Genomic DNA, 19,603 nt, shown 5'->3' on the forward strand with positions numbered 1-19,603 from the left:
CCCGGCGCCTTACCGGGCACTGCCGCCCCGGGGGTAATAGAGGATGTCGTAGACGCTGGTTTCGCCTTCCAGGCCGTCGTTGTCGAAGGCCGAGAGGCGGACGTGGTAGAAGGCCGCCTTCAGGCCGCTGAAGGCGACCTCCGGGGTGCTCGAGAAGCGTTCCTGCTGGATGCGCAGGAAGTCCGGGTCGCTGGCCACCTGGGCGCGGTAGCGCTTGGCGCCCTGCAGCGGCGCGAGGTACAGCTTCCACACCGGCGAGTCGCCATGCTCGCCGCCCTGGCCGCGCAGTTGCGGAGCGGGCAGCAGGTCGACCGGGGTCAGCTTGCCCTGCGGCCTGACCTTCAACCCGCGGCGCGCATCGACCAGCACGTCCTCGTCGGGGACGGTCCGCGCCTGCGGCGACTTGCGGGCGGGGCGCCCGCCGTTGAGCGGCAGGTCGTCGCTGGTCAGCTCGCGGTTCACCGCGACGCGTCCGTCGAGCACTTCGGTCAGCGTCTGGCCGTCCTCGGTGCGGGCGCGGAAATGGGTACCGCGCACGCCCAGCACGCCGACCGGGGTCAGCACCTGGAAGCGGTCGTGATCGCTCTTTCTCTTCAGGACATACGACTCGACCTGCCCCGCGCGCAGGGCGATCTGCGGAATGCCGGTGTCCTCGTCCAGGTGCAGGGTGACTTCCGAGCTGGAGGGCAGGACGATGCGGCTGCCGTCGCCGAGCAGCAGGCTGACGAAGGCGGTCGGGGAGGTTTTCACACCTTCCAGGTCGTCGATGTCCATGCCTTCTTCCAGGGGCGTCTGGTTGCCCTTGGCATCGAGCTTCCACGCGTCGCCGGCGAGATAGAGCACGCTGGCGGGGAGTGGCTGGGGCAGGCAGGTTTCGCCCTGCTCGATGAACGGCGGCCGTTTCGCCTTGGCCGGCACGGCCGCGACGGGGTTGGCGAGCAGCGCCAACAGACCGCCCAGCGCCAGGGCGGCGCAGGCCGGAAGGAAGGTACGGGGTGTAGGGGCGAGGGCTGTCATAGGCTTCACTGGCGGCGGGTAAGGTATCGCTGGCGGTCCGGTCAGGCTGCAATCTGCCTGATCGGGCGGCGGTTTCGCAATCCTTGCAACGACATCGGGAGCCCGCAGGCTCCCGTGACGTTTCCTCGGCCGCAGCGCCTGGCGAGCGGGCCAGGCGCTTCGGTTCAGTCGTTCTTGTCGCCGATCAGGCGATAGGCCAGGGCGCCGAGTACCGCGCCGAGGATCGGCGCGACCCAGAACAGCCACAGCTGGGATACCGCCCAGTCGCCGACGTACAGGGCGACCGCGGTGCTGCGCGCGGGGTTCACCGAGGTATTGGTGACCGGGATGCTGATCAGGTGGATCAGGGTCAGGGTCAGGCCGATGGCGATCGGCGCGAAACCCTGGGGCGCGCGCTTGGAGGTGGCGCCGAGAATGATCAGCAGGAACATGCCGGTGAGCACCACTTCGCTGACCAGCGCGGCCTGCAGCGAATAGCCGCCCGGTGAATGCTCGCCGTAGCCGTTGGAGGCGAAGCCGGCGGCCAGGTCGAAGCCGGCCTTGCCGCTGGCGATCAGGTACAGCACGCCGCCGGCGGCCAGGCCGCCGAGCACCTGGGCGACGATGTAGGGCAGCAACTGGCTGGCCGGAAAGCGCCCGCCGACCCACAGGCCGATGGATACCGCCGGGTTCAGGTGGGCGCCGGAGATCGGTCCGATGGCATAGGCCATGGTCAGCACGCTGAGGCCGAACGCCAGGGCCACGCCGAGGTAGCCGATTCCCAGTTCCGGTACGCCGGCGGCGAGCACGGCGCTGCCGCAACCGCCCAGTACCAGCCAGAAGGTGCCGAAGAACTCTGCTCCGTATCGTTTCATGATGAGGTCCTTTTCAGATCCAGGGTGGGACGCGGAACGAGGCGTCCGGATGTCGGGAGGGGATGATTCGGATAAGGAAGGGGAGATGACACATCCGTGTGTCGAAGCCAGCCCTGGGGGGATTGGCTCGGTCGCCTGGGGCGGTCGTCCGTTACCGGCCCCCGACTGTGGTTCGAGTGATCTCGTCCCACGGCCCGCCGAGGCGGGTTTACACGTCCCTGTGTCGGAGCAATCCATTTGCTCCTTGGCCTACTCAGCGGTTGGAAATCTACCAAGCGGCTTTCGCCTGCTGCGGGATTTGCCATATTTCTTCAGATTCTTTCGCGAAATTTCAGATTCACAGGATTCAAAAAACCCAGCGCGTCTCGTCCCGCACGCTGACTGCGCCGGACAGGCCGACGTTCCACAGTTCCACGCCTGCCCGCGCGCTGTTGTCGAGGCCGAGCGGAGCGGCGAAGGAAGGGCTGCTGGTGCCCTGGTTGAACACCGGGGCGAGGGTAGTGGTGGACGGCGGGCCGACCGATTCGAGGCCGAGGATCAGGGCCAGGCAGGAAAACTTGCCGAAGGCCTGCAGGTTGATGTCACGCAAACGTTGGCGAACTGGCCGGAAACCCATGGCTACGACTCCTTGATAGTCAGGCTGGCACTGGCGCGCGGGTTCTCTGTCCCGCTTAATGGCTATTTGGAATCAGGCTATCAAGGGCTGGTCGCCACCAGAGAGATTCGTCACAATTCTTCAGATTTGTACGTAATCAACCGTTCCTGGAGCGAAAAAAGGGCGATAGCCCGATTGAACAGGACCAGCTTTCTATGCGTGTCGCAATACTGGACGACGAGTCGGCCGAACTGGACCGGGTCGAGCAGACCCTCCAGCAGATACCCGCGCAGGGCGAACAGGCCTGGGTGGTGCACCGTTTCTCCCGGGGCGAGGACCTGCTCAAGCAACTCAAGCGGGAAACCTTCGACCTGCTGATCCTCGACTGGCAGCTGCCGGACCTCAGCGGCCTGCAGTTGCTGCGCTGGAGCCGCGAGCATCTCGACGCGCCGCCGCCGGCGATCATGCTGACCAGCCGCGACGCCGAGCAGGACATCGTGCAGGCGCTGAACAGCGGCGCCGATGACTACGTCAGCAAGCCGTTCCGCCCCAACGAACTGAAGGCGCGGGTCGCCGCCGTGCTGCGTCGCCACGCGGCGACGCGGCCGGCGCAGCACGAGATGCAGACCTTCAATGACCTCAGCTTCGACGACGCCGAACTGACCGTGACCCGCGCCGGCGCGCCGATCAGCCTGACCGAGCGCGAATACCGCCTGGCTCGCTGCCTGTTCGCCAACCTGGGGCGGCCGCTGTCGCGGGAATATCTCTACGAGCGCTTCTGGCCTCACGAGGAGGTGCTTTCCTCGCGACCGCTGGACACCCACATCTACCGTCTGCGCAACAAGCTCGGCCTGACCGCCGAGCGTGGCTGGCAACTGCTGACCATCTATGGCTACGGCTACCGCCTGGAGAGCGTGGCGGCCGGGGAATGACCCGTCGCGCCGGCGGAAATGAAAAAGCCCCGCGGGTGCGGGGCTTTTCCTGGCTGGGCGGCGCTTACTTCTGGAACGCGGCCACGGCCTTGGTGATTTCGGCGCGGGCGGCGTCGGCGTTGCCCCAGCCTTCGACCTTGACCCACTTGCCCTTCTCCAGATCCTTGTAGTTCTCGAAGAAGTGCTTGATCTGCTCCAGCAGCAGGGCCGGCAGGTCGGTGTATTCCTTCACGTCCTTGTACAGGACGCTCAGCTTGTCGTGCGGCACCGCGATCAGCTTGGCGTCGCCACCGGCTTCGTCGGTCATGTGCAGGACGCCGACCGGACGGGCGCGGATCACCGAACCCGGCGCCACCGGATAGGGGGTCACCACCAGCACGTCCAGCGGGTCACCGTCGTCGGCCAGGGTGTTGGGGATGAAGCCGTAGTTGGCCGGGTAGAACATCGGGGTGGCCATGAAGCGGTCGACGAACAGGCAATCGGTGTCCTTGTCGATCTCGTACTTGATCGGCGCATGGTTGGCCGGAATCTCGATAGCGACGTAGATGTCGTTCGGCAGGTCCTTGCCGGCCGGGATCTTGCTGTAGCTCATGGGTTGACTCCAGAGGTTTCTGGCCAAAAAAGAGGCCGCGATTATAGGCATATTCGCCTGGCGATGCCATGTACCGGCGTTCAGCCGTTAGTCGTGCCGCCCGCCGCCTCGCGGTAGTCCGGGTGCTCGGCCTGCAGGCGCCGCAGGCGTCGCAGCGGATCCTGGCGGTAGAACAGCTGGAGCTGCTGGTAGACCGCCGGGTAGGCCTCGTGGAGAAGGTCCGGGGCGCTGAAGAAGTACTCGCTGGTGACCGCGAAGAATTCCGCCGGGTCTTCCGCCGCGTAGGGATCGATGGCGGTCTGCGCATCGGGGTCGTGGTCGAGCAGCGCGTTCATCTCGTCGTAGGCGGCCTGCATGGCGCTCGCCCAGTCGCCGATGCGCATGCCGGCATGCAGCGGCGGCAGGCCGTTGGCGTCGCCGTTGAGCATGTCCAGCTTGTGCGCCAGCTCGTGGATCACCAGGTTGTAGGCGTCCCAGCCGCCCCCGCCGACGACGCCGGGCCAGGCCAGGACCACCGGCCCTTGCAGGGACGTCTCGCCGCTGCGTTCGTCGTCGAACTCATGGACCACGCCGCTGGCGTCGCGGTGTTTCTGCGGACTGACGAAGTCGTCGGGATACAGCACCAGTTCATGGAAGCCCTGGTACCAGTTCAGGTCCGGCAGGTGCAGCAGTGGCAGTTGCGCCTGCGCCGCCAGCAGCAGGCGGCCGAAGTCATCGAGATCGACGCCGGAGAGTGCGGTCAGGTGCTTGTCGGCGAGAAACAGCACGGCCCGCTCGCGCAGGCGGCGGTCCTCGTCGGCGTCCAGGCCGTCGAGGATCGGCAGGTGCCGGCGCACCTGCCGCCAGAGTTCGTCCGCCACCGGGTGGCGCGCCAGCAGGCGTCGGCGCCGCCAGGCGCGGAACGACCACATGTTCAGTCGCTCTGGGCCTTGGCCTGCTTGGCGGCGCTGGCCTGCAGGCGATGGCGGATGAAGCCGAGGATCATCGGCAGCAGCGACAGCAGGATGATGCCGATCACCAGCAGCGACAGGTTCTTCTTGATGAAGGGCACGTTGCCGAAGAAGTAGCCCAGGGTCACCAGGCCACCGACCCAGGCCACGGTGCCGGCCACGCTGAACATGACGAAGCGCGGGTAATGCATCTTCGCCATGCCGGCGACGAAGGGCGCGAAGGTCCGCACGATCGGCAGGAAGCGCGCCAGGGTCACGGTCTTGCCGCCGTGGCGGGCGTAGAACTCGTGGGTGCGGTCGAGGTAGTCGCGGCGGAACACCTTGGAGTCGGGGTTGCTGAACAGCCGCTTGCCGAGGGTCCTGCCTATCACATAGTTGGTGCTGTCGCCGGTGATCGCCGCGATCATCAGCAGGCCGCCGAGCAGCCAGGGATCCATGCCGCCGGTGGCGCAGATGGCGCCGGCGATGAACAGCAGCGAGTCGCCGGGAAGGAACGGGGTCACCACCAGGCCGGTTTCACAGAAGATCACCAGGAACAGGATGGCGTAGATCCAGACGCCATAATTGCTGACCAGCATGGCCAGGTAGGTGTCCAGGTGAAGGATCAGATCGATTGGGTTGAAGTCCATTGAGCAACCTGCGGAGACAACGCGTTGAGCGGCAGAGGGCCGCCATTATAGGGGGGCGTCCGGACGGGTGGGGGGTTGTTTGTCGCGATCCCGGCAAAACCACTGATTGCAGGATGTTTCGGTAATTTTTCCGAAATTGGTCGGCATAAAGTCTGCAAGAACAGGAGAAATTTCTAGCAGGGAAGGACCCGCCATGACATTCCAGCCTGATGCCCGGCCAGCGCTCAGCTTCACGCTGGGTACCGGGCGCGACCTCGCCGGGCAGGCCGCGCGGGCCCGCGCCGAGTGGCTCGTGGCGCGCCCCGGGCGGGCGCCGGCGTTTCTCCTGGCGCTGCTCTGGGGACATGGCTGCGCCAACGTGGTGCAGGCGCTCGAAGGACATCTCGACGGCCTGTTCGCCGACTACGCCTGCACTCCCGAGGGCTGGCCGGAAGCGCAGGCGGTACGCCAGGTGCTCGCCTCGCTGAACATGCAACTGTACCGCCGACGCCGGGAGGGCGAGCCGGGGGTGCTGGAACTGGCGGCGGGGTTGCTGCTGGTCCACGGCGGCGGCGTGCACTTCTTCCAGTGCGGCGCGGTCGGCCTGCTGCGCTATTGCCGGGGCAGCCTGCAGCGCCTGGGCGGCAGTGGCCAGGCGCTGGGCAGCAGCGCGGAACTGGCGCTGGTCCAGCACAACCTGGCCCAGGTGACAGGCGAGCCGCTGTTGCTGGCGCCGCAGCCGTTGCTCGAGGTGGCCGACCTGCGCGCCCTTGGTGAGCGCTGCGCGGGGCTGGCCGAGGAACGCCTGGACGAGGTACTGCAACCTTTGCTGCAGGCGCCGGGAGCGGTGGCGCTGGTCCTGCCGGGGGCCATGGGGGCGGCGCCCCCGGCGCCACGGCACGCCGGCTGGCCGGCGCTGCGCAGCGCGCGGCCGGGCGAGTGCCTGGACGGCTGGACCTTGCAGGCGGCCTGTGCATTCGGTCCGTCCGGGCGACTGTTCCGCGCCCGCGACGAGGTGGGTCGCGAGGCCTGGCTGCTGCTCGCGATGACGGACGCCGACGAAGCGTTCTGGCAGCGTGAGTGGGCGTTGCGCCGTTGCCGGGTGGAAAGCCTGCCACGGGTGCTGTCGTCGCAACGGCCGCGCCGGCATGCTTACCAGTTGTTCGCCCCGCCGAAGTGGCCGGTGCGTAGCCTGCAAGACTGGGCGCCGGCGCACCTGCCGCTGGATCCCGAATGCGCGCTGGTCCTGCTGGAACAACTGATCGAGGCCGTTCGCGCCCTGCAGCGGCGCGGTGTGCAGGGGCTGTGGCTGGCGCCGCGGCAGATCCTGCTGGACGAGGGCGGACGCCTGCTGTTCCTCCCCGAGGCCGCGGCGATTCTGCCGGGCGTGGCACGCCAGGCCATGCCGGCCGGGATCGTGCCACTGGCACCGGAACTGCGCGGTGGCGAGGCGGCCGACGGCCGTGCCGACCAGTTCGCCCTGGCGGCGCTGCTCTATTGGCTGCTCAGTGGGCGCTGGCCGCCGGTCGCCACCACGGAGGGCGCCGCCGGCAGCCGCTACGAGCCGCTGGGCGAGCGTCACGCGGGCCTGCCGGTGGGCTGGGACGGCGTCCTGGCGCGGGCGCTGGCGCCGCGGCCGGAGGCGCGCTTCGAGGCGTTGTCGGAATTCTGGCTGGCCTTGCAGAGGCCGCTAGCGCATCCCCAGCGAGCCCAGCCGCCACGCCGGCCGGGCCTGGGCGGGGTGCTGCTGGTCCTGCTCCTGGTCGGGCTGGCGCTGCTGGTCGGCCTGGCCGGTTAGCGGATCGATCGCCAGCGTGCGGGTCTGTCCGCTGCGTTCCAGGTGCGCTTCGGCGATGAGTTGCTCCAGCCGGCCGCTGCGGCGCATCAGGCGCAGGTTGCGATCGAGGCTGGCGGCCAGGGCCGCGCCGCGGCCGAGTTTCTTCGGCACCAGCACATAGAGCGGCTTGACCTCCAGTGGTGGCTCGATGAACACCAGGCGGTCCTTCAACGCCGGCACGTTGCGCGCCAGCAGATGGTAGCCGGTGTAGCGATCGACCACGGCCAGGTCGATACGCCCGCGCAGGAGCTTCTCGAGGTTCTGCCAGTCGTTGGTCACCGTGTCTCTGGTCAGGCTGCGGTCGGCGTCGAAGTCCTGCCGGTTGACGTAGCCGCGGACCACGCCGATGCGGTACGGACGCAGGCTTTCCAGGTGCGCCGGATCGACCGGCAGGAGGCGTTCGCGCTGGCGGAAGAAGCCCAGCTGCGAATCGAGCAGGGGAATGGTGGCATGGAACAGTTCGCCTCGCTCGGGCGACAGGTAGGCCGGCATCAGGGCGTCGAAGCGGCCCTCGGCGGTCTCCTTCAGGGCGCGCTGCCAGGGCAGGAAGACCAGCTCCGCGCGATGCCCGTCGAGCGCCAGGGCTTCGGCCAGGATGCGGCTGGCGAGGCCGTTCCCCGGCAGGTCGGGGCCGACGTAGGGCGCCCAGTCGAGGGTTGCCACACGCAGGGTGTCGGCCTGCGCGCCGGCCACGGCCAGGAGCAGGCCGAGCAGGACTGCGGGCCAGTGCGACGAAGGGCGCGAACCCATGGTTGCCTCTGCGCTACGCGATCGGGTAGTGGAAGAACCTCTGCCTTCAGCTTAGTTCGTCGCTGATCGGCAGGGTGTAGTTCTTGAACTCGTGGTCCTCGCGGAAACCGATCGACTCGTAGACCTTCTGCGCCACCTCGTTGTCGACGCTGGTGGACACCCGCATGCGCACCGCATGGGTGTCCCGGGCCATCTGCTTGGCGTGCTGCAGCAGGTGGTCGGCGACCAGTTGCCGGCGCGCTTCCTCGGCGACGTAGATGTCGTTGAGAATCCATACGCGCTTGAGCGACAGCGAGGAAAAGCTCGGATAGAGCTGGCAGAAACCGAGCAGCCGGTCTTCTTCGTCGGCCAGTGCCAGGTAGATCACCGACTCCTTGCGGCGCAGGCGTTTCTCGAGGAATTTGCGCGACGACTCGGGGTAGGACAGCATGCCGTAGAACTCGCGGTACCTGACGAACAGCGGCGCCAGCAGGTCGAGGTGTTCGAGGGTGGCTTGCACGATTCGCATGACGGACCTCGCGGTGCGGGAAGGGGCTGTCGGAACGATGCAGGCTGCATGCCAGCAATGTCCCGATGCTGCCCAATCTCCCTGCAAAGCGCAATCCAGGCGAGCGGCCGGATGGTGCGAAGAGCGGGCGGCTGGCGCCCGCCCGTCCTTCGGCCGGGGCTCAGTCCCTTGCCAGGAGGAAGTTGCCGGTGCGCGGAGCGTCGCCTTCCAGCGACTGGACCTCGGCTTCATCCTTCAGGTTGACCCCGGAAAGCTGCCGCCGGCAGGCCTCGCGCATGAGGTACAGCAGGCGGTGCGCGGCCATGCCGTAGCTGAGGCCTTCCAGGCGGACGTTGGAGATGCAGTTGCGGTAGGCATCGGTGAGACCGACCCGTGGCGCCCAGGTGAAGTACAGGCCGAGGCTGTCCGGCGAGCTGAGGCCGGGACGCTCGCCGATCAGGATCACGCTCATCCTGGCCCGCAGCAATTCGCCGATCTCGTCGGCCACCGCCACCCGTCCCTGTTCCACCAGGACCACCGGGGACAGTGACCAGCCTTCGGCCAGCGCCTGTTCCTCCAGGCGTTCGAGGAAGGGCAGGGTGTGACGCTGCACGGCCAGCGCGGAGAGGCCGTCGGCGACCACGATGGCCAGGTCGATCTGCCCGTCGTAGCCGGCGGCGTGCTCGCGCAGGCGGCGCACCGAGGCTTCGTCGAGGCGCCGGCCGAGGTCCGGGCGTTGCAGGTAGACGTGGCGGTCGGCTGCGGCGCTGTGCAGCAGCAGGCTGTCGCGGCCGCGCTGGCGCAGGCCGTCGCCGATGGACGCATGGTCGAAGGGCAGGTGCACGGCGTCGCGCGCCTGGGCGTGGGCGTACTGGAAGTCCAGTTGCGGGCGGGTCGGCAGGCTGGTGCCGGTGCGGCCCAGGGCGATCCGCGCGGGGGTCAGCTGGCGCAGCGGCAGCCAGGGGTTCTCGGCGCTGGCGTCGGGCAGGTGCTTGTCGTTCATCGGCGTCTCCTCAGGCCAGTTGCGCCAGGGCCTGGCGGAACGCCGGCGGTAGTTCCTCACCGAAGCGGATACGCCCGTCGGCCTGGGTGAAGATGCCCATCCGCTGCAACCAGTCCTCGAATTCCGGCGCCGGCTTCAGGCCCAGCGTCTGGCGCGCGTAGAGGGCGTCGTGGAAGGAAGTGGTCTGGTAGTTGAGCATCACGTCGTCGGAGCCGGGTATGCCCATGATGAAGTTGATCCCGGCGACGCCCAGCAGGGTCAGGAGCATGTCCATGTCGTCCTGGTCGGCCTCGGCGTGGTTGGTGTAGCAGATGTCGCAGCCCATCGGCACGCCGAGCAGCTTGCCGCAGAAGTGGTCTTCCAGGCCGGCGCGGATGATCTGCTTGCCGTTGTACAGGTACTCGGGTCCGATGAAGCCGACCACGGTGTTCACCAGGAACGGCTTGAAGTGGCGCGCCACCGCGTAGGCTCGGGTCTCGCAGGTCTGCTGATCGACGCCATGGTGGGCGTTGGCCGAGAGCGCGCTGCCCTGGCCGGTCTCGAAGTACATCAGGTTGTTGCCGAGGGTGCCGCGCTTCTGGCTGAGCCCGGCCTCGTAGCCTTCCTGGAGGATCTTCAGGCTGATGCCGAAGCTGGCGTTGGCCGCCTCGGTGCCGGCGATCGACTGGAACACCAGGTCCAGCGGCACGCCGCGATTGATCGCCTCGATGGAGCTGGTGACGTGGGTCAGCACGCAGGCCTGGGTGGGAATCTCGTAGCGCTGGATGATCGCGTCGAGCATCTCCAGCAGGGCGCAGATCGAGGCCATGCTGTCGGTGGCCGGGTTGATCCCGAGCATGGCGTCGCCATTGCCGAACAGCAGACCGTCGAGGATGCTCGCGGCGATCCCGGCCGGGTCGTCGGTCGGGTGGTTCGGCTGCAGGCGGGTGGAGAGCCGGCCGCGCAGGCCGAGGGTGTTGCGGAAGCGGGTGACCACGCGGATCTTCTGCGCCACCAGGACCAGGTCCTGGACGCGCATGATCTTCGACACCGCCGCCGCCATCTCCGGCGTCAGGCCCGGAGCCAGGGCGCGCAGGCTGGCCTCGTCGGCGGCGTCGCCAAGCAGCCAGTCGCGGAAGCCGCCGACGGTGAGGTGGGACACCGGGGCGAAGGCGTCGCGCTGGTGGGTGTCGATGATCAGGCGGGTGACCTCGTCGTCCTCGTAGGGGATCAGCGCTTCGTCGAGGAAGTGTTTGAGCGGGATGTCGGCCAGGGCCATCTGCGCGGCGACCCGCTCGCCGTCGTTGCTCGCCGCGACGCCGGCGAGGAAATCGCCGGAGCGCGCGGGGCTGGCCTTGGCCATCACGTCCTTGAGGCTGTCGAAACGGTAGGTCTCGCCGCCGACGCTATGGGTGAATCGTGCCATGTGTATCTCCAGCGCCCGGCCTCGCCGTGCGGCGGGCCGGGCTTTGCTTGTCGTTGTCGCTCAGCGCAGGTCCTGTTCCGCCGCCTGGATCGCGGCGAACTCCTCTTCCGGGGTGCCGGACACCAGGTGATGCCGACTGTACAGGGCGAAGTAGCCGATCAGTACAGCGTAGATCGCCACCGCGCCGACCACGACCCGCGGATCGACCAGGAAGCCGGCGACCACCGCGACGCAGGCCAGCGCCAGGGCCACGCCGGAGGTGAGGACGCCACCAGGGGTGCGGTAGGGGCGCTGCATGTCCGGACGGCGCACGCGCAGGGTGATGTGTGCGGCCATCATCAGCACGTAGGAGATGGTCGCGCCGAACACCGCGACCAGGATCAGCAGGTCGCCCTGGCCGGTCAGCGACAGGCCGAAGCCGATCACCCCCGGCACCACCAAGGCCAGCACCGGCGCCTTCTTGCGGTTGGTCAGCGAGAGGCTGCGCGGCAGGTAGCCGGCGCGGGAGAGGGCGAAGATCTGCCGCGAGTAGGCATAGATGATCGAGAAGAAGCTGGCGATCAGCCCGGCCAGGCCGACCAGGTTGACGAACTGGCTCATCCAGGTCGAACCCTTGTAGGCCGACTCCAGCGCCTCCACCAGCGGATTTCCCGAGCCCATCAGCTCCTTGGCCCCGGCGGCGCCCGGCCCGACGACCAGAATCAGTGCGGCGAAGGCGAGAAGCACCAGCATGGCGCCGATCAGGCCGCGCGGCAGGTCGCGCTTGGGGTTCTCGGTCTCCTCGGCGGCCAGCGGTACCCCTTCGACGGCGAGGAAGAACCAGATGGCGTAGGGGATCGCCGCCCACACCCCGACATAGCCGAACGGCAGGAAGCTGCTGGCGCCGGTCGCCGTGGTCTGCGGGATGTTGAACAGGTTGGCCGGGTCGAAGTGCGGAACCATCGCGACGATGAACACGCCGAGGGCTATGGCCGCTACCGCGGTGATGATGAACATCAGCTTCAGCGCCTCGCCGGCGCCGAGAATGTGGATGCCGATGAACACCATGTAGAACACCAGGTAGATCAGCCAGCCGCCGACGCCGAACAGCGATTCGCAGTAGGCGCCGATGAAGCAGGCGATGGCCGCCGGGGCGATGGCGTATTCGATGAGGATCGCGGTGCCGGTGAGGAAGCCGCCCCAGGGACCGAAGGCGCTGCGGGCGAAACCGTAGCCGCCGCCGGCGGTGGGGATCATCGAGGACAGTTCGGCCAGCGAGAAGCACATGCACAGGTACATGGTGGCCATCAGCAGGGTGGCGAGGAACATCCCGCCCCAGCCACCCTGGGCCAGGCCGAAGTTCCAGCCGGCATAGTCGCCGGAGATCACGTAGGCGACGCCGAGGCCGACCAGCAGGACCCAGCCGGCGGCGCCTTTCTTCAGTTGACGGTGTTGGAAGTAGTCGGCGTCGACGCTTTCGAAGTCGACCCCGGAGGTTGCGGGCGCATGGCCGGTTTGTTCGAGGGACATGGGTTTTCACCTCATCTTGTTGTTATCGACCCCGGGTTTTCCCGGTGGTGTGCTGTACGTGGTGAACGCAGGCAATAGCTGTGCCAGCCGCTCTGCAATCGGCCTGGCGAGGAGGTGGAAGGGGCGCCGCCGTCAGCCTCGGCGGCGAGTTTCACGAGCCACCGCGACCGCTCCGGGAAAGAGCGGTCGCGGCCGATCCGAGGTCTTAGAAGAAGCCCAGCGGATTGATGTCGTAGCTCACCAGCAGGTTCTTGGTCTGCTGGTAATGGTCGAGCATCATCTTGTGCGTCTCGCGGCCGACGCCGGACTTCTTGTAGCCGCCGAACGCGGCGTGGGCCGGGTACAGGTGGTAGCAGTTGGTCCACACGCGGCCGGCCTTGATCCCCCGGCCCATGCGGTAGGCGCGGTTGATGTCGCGGGTCCAGAGGCCGGCGCCGAGGCCGTACTCGGTGTCGTTGGCGATGGCCAGGGCTTCCGCCTCGTCCTTGAAGGTGGTGACGCCGACCACCGGGCCGAAGATTTCCTCCTGGAACACGCGCATGCCGTTGTGGCCCTTGAGCAGGGTCGGCTGGATGTAGTAGCCGCTGGCCAGGTTGCCTTCGAGCTTCTCGGCGCTGCCGCCGGTGAGCACTTCGGCGCCTTCCTGCTGGGCGATGTCGAGGTAGGAGAGGATCTTCTCGTACTGCTGCTGCGAGGCCTGGGCGCCGACCATGGTCTCGGTGTCCAGCGGGTCGCCGCGCTTGATCGCCCTGACCTTCTTCAGCACTTCTTCCATGAACGCCGGGTAGATCGACTCCTGGACCAGTGCGCGGGACGGGCAGGTACACACCTCGCCCTGGTTGAAGAAGGCCAGCACCAGGCCCTCGGCGGCCTTCTCGATGAACGCCGGCTCGGCCTGCATGATGTCTTCGAAGTAGATGTTCGGGCTCTTGCCGCCCAGCTCGACGGTGGAGGGAATGATGTTCTCCGCCGCGCACTTGAGGATGTGCGAGCCGACCGGGGTGGAACCGGTGAAGGCGATCTTGGCGATGCGCTTGCTGGTGGCCAGGGCCTCGCCGGCCTCCCTGCCGAAGCCCTGGACGACGTTGAGCACGCCCGGCGGCAGCAGGTCGCCGACCAGTTCCAGCAGCACGCAGATGCCCAGCGGGGTCTGCTCGGCCGGCTTGAGCACCACGCAGTTGCCGGCGGCCAGCGCCGGGGCCAGCTTCCAGGCGGCCATCAGCAGCGGGAAGTTCCACGGGATGATCTGCCCGACCACGCCCAGCGGCTCGTGGATGTGGTAGGCCACGGTGCTGTCGTTGATCTCGGCGGCGGAGCCTTCCTGGGCGCGGATGCAGCCGGCGAAGTAGCGGAAGTGGTCGGCGGCCAGGGGGATGTCGGCGTTGAGGGTCTCGCGCACGGCCTTGCCGTTGTCCCAGGTCTCGGTGACGGCGAGCAGTTCCAGGTTCTGTTCGATGCGGTCGGCGATCTTCAGCAGGATGTTCGAGCGCTCCTGCACCGAGGTGCGGCCCCAAGCGTCGGCGGCGGCGTGGGCGGCGTCGAGGGCCTTGTCGATGTCCTCGGCGGTGGAACGGGGGAACTCGGCGATCGGCTGGCCGTTCACCGGCGAGGTGTTGGTGAAGTACTGGCCCTTGACCGGAGGCACGAATTCGCCACCGATGTAGTTGCCGTAGCGGGCCTTGAAGGAAACGATGGCGCCTTCGCTACCGGGATGGGCATAACGCATGGTGGTATCTCCTGGCTCTTGTGTTTATTAGGGGAGGATGCGCTGTCGCGCTTGTCGAGAGCATGCAGCAAGGGCCGGGCCAGAGTTGCGAAAGGCCCGTGGCAGAGCGGCTGGGGCTTTCCTGCGGGGTGTCGGCGAGGGGGCTGTGTCACGCGGGTGAGACGTCCGGGGGTGACAATTCGTACCGTTTCCGGCGCAGCGCATGACTCATCGGTCAGTCCGTCGTTGCATTGCGCCCCGCCCTGTTGGATGCTGCACGTCTAGCCGTCCGGATAGACGCGGACCGATCCACCGCGCCCAGGCAAGAGACGGCCCATCCCTCGCGGAGACCATAACAATGCCTGCCAGCTCCATGAGCCGCCACGCGCGGCAAGTGCTGACCGTCGCCCAGGGCAAGATCCCGCCGGGCGGCCCGGCCACCGACCCGTCCATCGCCCGTTCCTGGCTGCGTTGCCTGGAGCAGCACCATCTCGATCCGGGCCAGCCGATGGCGCCGATGGTGCTCGAGCACGCGCGCATGCTCGAACGCCGCGAGCGCCTGCAACAGGTGCTGGAAATCGCCGACGGCGAGATGCACAGCCTCTACCAGCAGCTTTCCGGCAGCGATCACGCGGTGCTGCTCACCGACGCCCGCGGGGTCATCCTCAACTGCGTCAACGCCGACGCTCAGCGCCAGACCTTCGAGCACGCCGGCCTCTGGCTCGGCGCCGACTGGAGCGAACCCTGCGAAGGGACCAACGGCATCGGCACCTGCGTGGTCGAGCGGCAGGCCCTGACCATCCAGCAGGAAGAGCACTTCCGCAGCCGCCACACCGGCCTGACCTGCTCGGCGAGCCCGGTGTTCGACCCACAGGGCGAACTGATGGCGGTGCTCGACGTATCCTCGGCGCGCCAGGAGGTGTCGCGGCAGAGCCAGTTCCACACCATGGCGCTGGTCAACCTGTCGGCGAAGATCATCGAAGGCTGCTACTTCCTCCGTCGCTTCGAGGGTTCCTGGCTGCTGCGCTTCCATGTCCAGGGCGACTATGTCGGCCTGTTCAGCGAGGGTCTGCTGGCCTTCGAGGAGGACGGGCGGATCCGCGCGGTGAACCAGAGCGCGCTGAACCTGCTCGGCTGTCCGCGCCAGCGCCTGCTCGGCCAGCCGGTGGAAGCCTTCTTCGATTGCCGCCTCGACGACCTGCTCGGCCGTGCCTCGCCGCAACCCGCCGCCAGCTGGCCGCTGCGCACCCGCGAGGGACGGACCCTGTACGCCATGTTGCGGGGCGCGCCGCGGGCGATCCCGCAGGCCCTGGTGGTGCCGTCCGTACCCGCGCCACTGTCGGCGCCAGGCCTGTGCCTGGGCGACGCCGAGCTGGCCGCCGACTTCCGCCGGGCGCTGAAGGTCTATGCGCGTGACGTGCCGCTGCTGCTCAACGGCGAGACCGGCTCCGGCAAGGAAGCCTTCGCCAAGGCCGTGCACCTGGCCGGACCGCGCGCGCGCCAGGCGTTCGTCGCGCTGAACTGCGCGGCGATCCCGGAAACCCTGATCGAGAGCGAACTGTTCGGCTACCGCGGCGGCAGCTTCACCGGCGCGCGCAAGGAGGGCATGCGCGGCAAGCTGCAGCAGGCCGACGGCGGCACCCTGTTCCTCGACGAGATCGGCGACATGCCGCTGGCCCTGCAGACCCGCCTGCTGAGGGTGCTGGAAGAGCGCCGGGTGGTGCCGCTGGGCGGCGAGCCGCAGGATGTCGATGTGCGCCTGATCAGCGCCACCCACCGCGATCTTGCCGGCCTGGTCGCCGATGGGCGCTTCCGCGAGGACCTCTACTATCGCCTCAACGGCATGGTCCTCAGCCTGCCGCCGTTGCGCGAGCGCAGCGACCGCGAGGAACTGCTCGACTACCTGCTGGCCGAGGAGGCCAGGGGCCAGGCCATCCAGCTCGATGCCGAGGTTCGCCGGGGTCTGCTGGCCTATCGCTGGCCGGGCAACGTCCGGCAGATGCGCACGGTGCTGCGGACCCTGGTGGCGCTCTGCGAGGACGGCCGGGTCGGCCTGCGCGACCTGCCGGCCGATATCCGCCAGGCCCTGGCGGCGCTGCCGACGGCCGAGGCGGCGCCGGTCGCCGCCAACAGCCTGGAGGACGCCGAGCGCGTCGCCCTGCTGGCGGCGCTGGACGGCCAGCGCTGGCATATGAGCCGGGTCGCCGAGCAACTCGGGATCAGCCGCAACACGCTGTACCGCAAGCTGCGCCGCCACGGCCTGGTGCGCGGCCGGGCCTGAGTGCGCGGACGCGCTTCCCGCTCTGCCGGGAACCGCGTCCGCGCCGCGTCGTCTGATGCCGCGACGCCGGGCGGCCGGCACCTCCGCTGTGCTAATCTGCCGCCCATTCACAGCGCCTTCGACGGCTTGATCTGCAGGAGTCTGCATGCACATCCACGTACTCGGCATCTGCGGGACCTTCATGGGCTCGCTGGCCGTGCTGGCCAAGGAACTGGGCCACCGGGTGACCGGTTCCGACGCCAACGTCTATCCCCCCATGAGCACCCAGCTGCAGGCCCAGGGCATCGAACTGATGCAGGGCTACGACCCGGCCCACCTGGAGCCGGCGCCGGACCTGGTGGTGATCGGCAACGCCCTGTCGCGCGGCAATCCGGCGGTGGAGCATGTCCTGAACAAGGGCCTGCCCTACGTCTCCGGCCCGCAATGGCTGGCCGACCACGTGCTGCAAGGGCGCTGGGTGCTGGCGGTGGCCGGTACCCACGGCAAGACCACCACCACCAGCATGCTCGCCTGGGTCCTGGAGCACGCCGGCATGAGCCCGGGCTTCCTGATCGGCGGCGTGCCGCAGAACTTCGGGGTCTCGGCGCGCCTGGGCGGCACGCCGTTCTTCGTGGTCGAGGCCGACGAGTACGACAGCGCGTTTTTCGACAAGCGCTCGAAGTTCGTCCACTACCGTCCGCGCACGGCGATCCTGAACAACCTGGAGTTCGATCACGCGGACATCTTCCCCGACCTCGCGGCCATCGAGCGGCAGTTCCACCATCTGGTGCGCACCGTGCCGGGCGAGGGCCTGATCATCCGCCCGAGCGCCGAGGAAGCGCTCGAACGCGTGCTGGAGATGGGCTGCTGGACCCCGGTGCAGACCACCGGCGAAGGCGGCCAATGGCAGGCGCGCCTGCTCGCCGAGGATGGTTCGCGCTTCGAGGTGCTGTTCGACGGCGTGCTCCAGGGTGAGGTGAACTGGCCTCTGAGCGGCCTGCACAACGTTGCCAACGCCCTCGCCAGCCTGGCGGCTGCGCGCCATGTCGGCGTGCTGCCGGACCAGGGCGCCGCGGCGCTCAGCGCGTTCCGCAACGTCAAGCGGCGCATGGAGAAGGTCGCGGAAGTCGATGGCGTGACCATTTTCGACGACTTCGCCCACCATCCGACCGCCATCGCCACCACCCTCGACGGCCTGCGCAAGCGGGTTGGCGCGGACACCCAGGTGATCGCCATCGTCGAGCCGCGCTCCAACTCGATGAAGCTCGGCGCCCATCGCGACGGCCTGCCGGACAGCGTGCGCCAGGCCGACCAGGTGCTCTGGTACGCGCCGCCGAACCTGGGCTGGGACCTGGCCGCCACCGCCGCGCAGTGCGCGGTGCCGTCGCAGGTCTGCGACTCCCTGGAGGCGATCATCGTCCAGGTGCGCCACCTGGCGAAGCCTGGCGCCCAGGTGGTGATCATGAGCAACGGCGGCTTCGGCGGCTTGCATGGCAAGCTGGCCGCGGACCTGGCCGAACGAGGGGCGCGATGAGCGGTCCGGAACGCATTACCCTGGCGATGACCGGCGCTTCCGGCGCCCAGTACGGCCTGCGTTTGCTCGACTGCCTGGTGCAGGAAGAGCGCGAGGTGCATTTCCTGATCTCCAAGGCCGCGCAACTGGTGATGGCCACCGAGACCGACGTCGCCCTGCCGGCCAAGCCGCGGGCGATGCAGGCCTTCCTCACCGAATACTGCGGCGCCGCCGCCGGACAGATCCGCGTGTTCGGCCAGCACGACTGGATGGCGCCACCGGCGTCGGGCTCCAGCGCGCCCAATGCGATGGTGATCTGCCCGTGCTCCACCGGCACCCTGTCGGCGGTCGCCGCCGGCGCCTGCAACAACCTCATCGAGCGCGCCGCCGATGTCGCCCTGAAGGAGCGCCGGCCACTGGTGCTGGTGCCGCGCGAGGCGCCGTTCTCCAGCATCCACCTGGAGAACATGCTCAAGCTGTCCAACCTTGGCGCGGTGATCCTGCCGGCGGCGCCGGGTTTCTACTACCAGCCACAGTCGGTGGAAGACCTGGTCGATTTCGTCGTGGCGCGGATCCTCAATACCCTGGGGATTCCCCAGGACATGCTGCCGCGCTGGGGGGAACAGCACCTTGTCAGCGACGAGTAGGGCGCTGCTGCTGATCCTGGCGCTACAACTGGCCGGCTGCGCTACCGTGCGCACGTTGGACGCGGCCAAGCCCGGCGCGCCGGTGATCTATGCCGGCACCCGGCTGGACTGGTACAGCCTGCACGGCGGCTGCTGCCCGATGGAGCGCTTCGGCGCCGAGGCACCGGCTCATCCGGGTCTCGACCTGCCGGGCAGCGCGCTGCTGGACACCCTGTTGCTGCCGTTCTCGCTGGCCACCGCCATCGGCCTCAACCTCGGCGTCAGCGGCGGCATGTAGGGCGGGACCCGCCCGAGGCTCATTTCCCCAGCTTGCGCAACTCGTCGGACTCGACGAAGCGCACGCCCTTGCCTTCTTCCAGCGCCAGGCGCCAGAGCGCGCGAGCCAGGTCGCAGGCCTCGATGCCGTGGTACTTGCCGGGAAGGATCCGGGCGATCGGCGCGGCGAGGATCTCGGCGAGGCGGAATTCCTCGCGCGGGCCGAACAGCAGCGATGGCCGGGCGATGGTCAGTTGTGGCCAGCCCTGCTCCTGCAGGGCCTGTTCCAGTTCGCCCTTGACCCGGTTGTAGAAGATCGACGACTTGGCGTCGGCGCCCAGGGCGCTGACCACCAGGTAATGCCGGGCGCCCATTTCCAGCGCGCGCTTGCCGACCGCGAGCGGCAGGTCGAAATCGACCGAGCGGAAGGCTTCCTCCGAGCCGGCTTCCTTGATCGTGGTGCCGAGGCAGCAGAAGGCGATGTCGATGCTCCCGCTCAGTTGCGGCAGCAGTTCGGCCAGTGGGCCGACCGGGTTGTCCAGCCGCGGATGCTCGGCCAGCGCCTTGCGGGCGGGCGCGATGACCTTGGCGAGGGTCGGCTCGCTCAATATCCGGTCCAGCAGGTGTTCGCCGGTAAGACCGGTCGCGCCGGCGAGCAGAACGCGCTTGGGCGTCGAGTGCATG

The 19,603-nt window shown here is 68.3% G+C and carries 19 protein-coding genes; 6 read left to right on the top strand and 13 right to left on the bottom strand.

Annotation, left to right across the window (positions count from 1 at the left end; translation table 11 throughout):
- Window positions 1-9: 9 nt before the first annotated feature.
- From PSPA7_RS05090 to mucE, 3 genes are all read right to left on the bottom strand, one after another.
- A complete protein-coding gene (locus tag PSPA7_RS05090) occupies window positions 10-1,017 on the bottom strand; it encodes a FecR family protein (RefSeq protein WP_003150478.1) in 1,008 nt (335 codons plus the stop codon).
- Between the two features lie 164 nt (window positions 1,018-1,181).
- On the bottom strand, window positions 1,182-1,871 hold the full coding sequence (aqpZ, locus tag PSPA7_RS05095) for an aquaporin Z (protein WP_012074400.1): 690 nt from the start codon (window positions 1,869-1,871) through the stop codon (window positions 1,182-1,184).
- Between the two features lie 346 nt (window positions 1,872-2,217).
- Window positions 2,218-2,487: a mucoid induction factor MucE gene (gene mucE / locus PSPA7_RS05100; protein WP_012074401.1), complete on the bottom strand. Its 270-nt coding sequence runs from the start codon at window positions 2,485-2,487 to the stop codon at window positions 2,218-2,220.
- A gap of 194 nt (window positions 2,488-2,681) precedes the next feature.
- Between mucE and PSPA7_RS05105 the strand changes: the two genes are divergently transcribed.
- On the top strand, window positions 2,682-3,398 hold the full coding sequence (locus PSPA7_RS05105) for a response regulator transcription factor (protein ID WP_012074402.1): 717 nt from the start codon (window positions 2,682-2,684) through the stop codon (window positions 3,396-3,398).
- 64 nt (window positions 3,399-3,462) lie between these two features.
- Here the strand turns inward: PSPA7_RS05105 and ppa are convergent, their stop codons facing one another.
- From ppa to PSPA7_RS05120, 3 genes are all read right to left on the bottom strand, one after another.
- Window positions 3,463-3,990, bottom strand: coding sequence for an inorganic diphosphatase (gene ppa / locus PSPA7_RS05110; protein ID WP_003093248.1), 528 nt, complete (start codon window positions 3,988-3,990; stop codon window positions 3,463-3,465).
- Window positions 3,991-4,070: 80 nt separating this feature from the next.
- Window positions 4,071-4,901 (bottom strand): M90 family metallopeptidase, encoded by an 831-nt coding sequence (locus tag PSPA7_RS05115; protein ID WP_012074403.1) that lies wholly within the window; start codon window positions 4,899-4,901, stop codon window positions 4,071-4,073.
- 2 nt (window positions 4,902-4,903) lie between these two features.
- The gene (locus PSPA7_RS05120; RefSeq protein WP_012074404.1) at window positions 4,904-5,569 is read right to left on the bottom strand and encodes a DedA family protein; all 666 of its coding nucleotides are present in this window, start codon (window positions 5,567-5,569) and stop codon (window positions 4,904-4,906) included.
- 193 nt (window positions 5,570-5,762) lie between these two features.
- On the opposite strand from PSPA7_RS05120, the gene PSPA7_RS05125 reads away from it, so the two are divergent.
- Window positions 5,763-7,346: a serine/threonine-protein kinase gene (locus PSPA7_RS05125; protein WP_012074405.1), complete on the top strand. Its 1,584-nt coding sequence runs from the start codon at window positions 5,763-5,765 to the stop codon at window positions 7,344-7,346.
- Here the strand turns inward: PSPA7_RS05125 and PSPA7_RS05130 are convergent.
- The 6 genes from PSPA7_RS05130 to exaC all read right to left on the bottom strand — a co-directional run bounded on the left by PSPA7_RS05130 (window position 7,239) and on the right by exaC (window position 14,265).
- The gene (locus PSPA7_RS05130) at window positions 7,239-8,135 is read right to left on the bottom strand and encodes a substrate-binding periplasmic protein (RefSeq protein ID WP_003156280.1); all 897 of its coding nucleotides are present in this window, start codon (window positions 8,133-8,135) and stop codon (window positions 7,239-7,241) included. The genes PSPA7_RS05125 and PSPA7_RS05130 overlap by 108 nt on opposite strands.
- A gap of 46 nt (window positions 8,136-8,181) precedes the next feature.
- Entirely contained in the window at window positions 8,182-8,643 is a 462-nt protein-coding gene (locus PSPA7_RS05135; protein WP_003156278.1) for a GNAT family N-acetyltransferase, read from the bottom strand.
- Between the two features lie 160 nt (window positions 8,644-8,803).
- Window positions 8,804-9,625: an ethanolamine ammonia-lyase subunit EutC gene (eutC, locus tag PSPA7_RS05140; RefSeq protein WP_012074407.1), complete on the bottom strand. Its 822-nt coding sequence runs from the start codon at window positions 9,623-9,625 to the stop codon at window positions 8,804-8,806.
- A gap of 10 nt (window positions 9,626-9,635) precedes the next feature.
- Window positions 9,636-11,030 (bottom strand): ethanolamine ammonia-lyase subunit EutB, encoded by a 1,395-nt coding sequence (locus tag PSPA7_RS05145; protein ID WP_012074408.1) that lies wholly within the window; start codon window positions 11,028-11,030, stop codon window positions 9,636-9,638.
- A gap of 60 nt (window positions 11,031-11,090) precedes the next feature.
- Window positions 11,091-12,539: an ethanolamine permease gene (eat, locus tag PSPA7_RS05150; protein ID WP_003155254.1), complete on the bottom strand. Its 1,449-nt coding sequence runs from the start codon at window positions 12,537-12,539 to the stop codon at window positions 11,091-11,093.
- 205 nt (window positions 12,540-12,744) lie between these two features.
- A complete protein-coding gene (exaC, locus tag PSPA7_RS05155; protein ID WP_012074410.1) occupies window positions 12,745-14,265 on the bottom strand; it encodes an acetaldehyde dehydrogenase ExaC in 1,521 nt (506 codons plus the stop codon).
- Window positions 14,266-14,602: 337 nt separating this feature from the next.
- On the opposite strand from exaC, the gene eatR reads away from it, so the two are divergent.
- The 4 genes from eatR (at window position 14,603) to PSPA7_RS05175 (ending at window position 18,941) form a co-directional block, all read left to right on the top strand.
- The gene (gene eatR, locus PSPA7_RS05160; protein WP_012074413.1) at window positions 14,603-16,525 is read left to right on the top strand and encodes a sigma-54-dependent transcriptional regulator EatR; all 1,923 of its coding nucleotides are present in this window, start codon (window positions 14,603-14,605) and stop codon (window positions 16,523-16,525) included.
- Window positions 16,526-16,670: 145 nt separating this feature from the next.
- Window positions 16,671-18,038, top strand: a complete 1,368-nt coding sequence (gene mpl / locus PSPA7_RS05165) for a UDP-N-acetylmuramate:L-alanyl-gamma-D-glutamyl-meso-diaminopimelate ligase (RefSeq protein WP_012074414.1) — start codon at window positions 16,671-16,673, stop codon at window positions 18,036-18,038.
- Complete coding sequence (gene ubiX / locus PSPA7_RS05170) at window positions 18,035-18,664, top strand: flavin prenyltransferase UbiX (protein WP_012074415.1); 630 nt, start codon at window positions 18,035-18,037, stop codon at window positions 18,662-18,664. The genes mpl and ubiX overlap by 4 nt, the downstream gene beginning before the upstream one ends.
- Window positions 18,648-18,941, top strand: a complete 294-nt coding sequence (locus PSPA7_RS05175) for a YceK/YidQ family lipoprotein (protein ID WP_012074416.1) — start codon at window positions 18,648-18,650, stop codon at window positions 18,939-18,941. The genes ubiX and PSPA7_RS05175 overlap by 17 nt, the downstream gene beginning before the upstream one ends.
- Window positions 18,942-18,960: 19 nt before the next feature.
- On the opposite strand, the gene PSPA7_RS05180 is transcribed toward PSPA7_RS05175, so the two are convergent.
- Entirely contained in the window at window positions 18,961-19,602 is a 642-nt protein-coding gene (locus PSPA7_RS05180; RefSeq protein ID WP_003155587.1) for an oxidoreductase, read from the bottom strand.
- Window position 19,603: the final 1 nt, after the last annotated feature.

It is taken from the genome of Pseudomonas paraeruginosa PA7, from assembly GCF_000017205.1.
Lineage (GTDB): Bacteria > Pseudomonadota > Gammaproteobacteria > Pseudomonadales > Pseudomonadaceae > Pseudomonas > Pseudomonas paraeruginosa.